Origin of the sequence: Okeania sp. SIO2B9 (assembly GCF_010672505.1) — a bacterium.
GTDB classification, from domain to species: domain Bacteria; phylum Cyanobacteriota; class Cyanobacteriia; order Cyanobacteriales; family Microcoleaceae; genus Okeania; species Okeania hirsuta.
Map to the genome: position 1 here is coordinate 1 of NZ_JAAHGK010001528.1, position 1,596 is coordinate 1,596.

Below are 1,596 nucleotides of genomic sequence, written 5' to 3' on the forward strand. Positions count from 1 at the left end.
TTACCTCACACCAAATAGGAACCTTAATAATTGGACAGAATGAAAAGTGGAAACAATCTATTAATCTCGGGAAAAAGAACAATCAAGAGTTTGTTAACATACCTGATTATAGATTAATAGAGATGTTAAGATATAAAGCTCATTTAAAAGGGATAAAAGTAATAATTACCGAAGAATCCTATAGATCACAATCAAGTTCTTTAGAGCAAGATGAATTACCAAAATCTGGTGAGTCAAAACCGATATTTAAAGGAAAAAGAATAGCAAGAGGATTGTATAAAACAGGAGATAATAAGTTATTAAATGCTGATGTGAATGGAGCATTTAATATAATTAGAAAAGTAATTCCCGATGTTTTTGGGGAATAAAGGGTTTGCCGTTTAACCCTGTAGTGCTTGAACCACTACGAATGACTATACTTTCAGAGTTTTTAGTAAGTTTAGTTGAGCGGTTAATACAACTTAACGTCGGTATGTAAAAGTTTGTAATCAGAACGCAGATTTTATTTCAACTTTCTGACTGCTGATCGCAATACTAAAGAAATTTTGAATACTGCGTTTGAAAAATTAACAGCTTAGTTCTTTTTTCGCAGTATATAAGAACACAAAAAACTCCAAGGAAAATAGTAACAATTAAGGTAAGGTAGCTATGACAACTAATCATTTGCTCGAAATCAAAGACTTCGGTCAGAGTATCTGGATGGATAATCTCAGTCGCAATATCATTGAGTCTGGGGAACTCAAAAATATGATTGCCCAGAAAGGGATTCGTGGTATCACTTCTAATCCCGCTATCTTTGAGAAAGCAATCGCTGGTAATGCTATCTATGATGCAGATATTGAAGCAGGTATCAGCGCTGGTAAGTCAGTGATGGAAATTTACGAATCTCTTGTTTTTAAGGATATTCGTGATGCTTGCGATATATTTATGCCAGTCTACGAACAAACTAATGGATTAGATGGTTATATTAGTATTGAGGTCCCACCTACTATAGCCAAAGATACAGAAAGTACCATCAGCGAAGCAATTCGTTATTATACTGCTATCGGTCGCGAAAACCTAATGATTAAAATTCCAGGTACACCGGAAGGTTTACCAGCAGTAACAAAAGTTATTAGTGAAGGGATTAATGTCAATGTCACTTTGCTATTTTCTGTAGAAAGCTATGTAAACACCGCTTGGGCCTATATTGAAGGTCTAGAAGCAAGAGCAGCTAAAGGAGAAGATGTCAGTAAGATAGCTTCTGTGGCAAGTTTCTTTTTAAGTCGCATTGATAGTAATATTGACGCTACTATTGATAGCAAAATCAAGAATGTAACCGATGATACTGTCAAGGCCAAACTAGAAACCGTCAAAGGAAAAGTAGCGATCGCTAATGCCAAAATAGCCTATCAAGAATACAAAAAAATTATTCAGAGCGACCGCTGGAAAGCTCTATCTGCAAAAGGTGCAACAATGCAAAGGCTATTATGGGCAAGTACTAGCACCAAAAATCCCACCTACAGTGATGTGATGTATGTGGATGAATTAATTGGGCCTGATACAGTAAATACTTTGCCTCCCCAAACCATAGATGCTTGTGCTGATCACTGTCAT

The 1,596-nt window shown here is 36.0% G+C and carries 2 protein-coding genes; both read left to right on the forward strand.

What is annotated here, in order from left to right:
* Positions 1-368, forward strand: a 368-nt coding sequence (locus F6K13_RS32305) for an IS200/IS605 family accessory protein TnpB-related protein (RefSeq protein WP_287289781.1), incomplete at its 5' end; no start/stop codon positions are given.
* Between the two features lie 280 nt (positions 369-648).
* Positions 649-1,596, forward strand: a 948-nt coding sequence (gene tal, locus F6K13_RS32310; RefSeq protein ID WP_287289783.1) for a transaldolase, incomplete at its 3' end; no start/stop codon positions are given.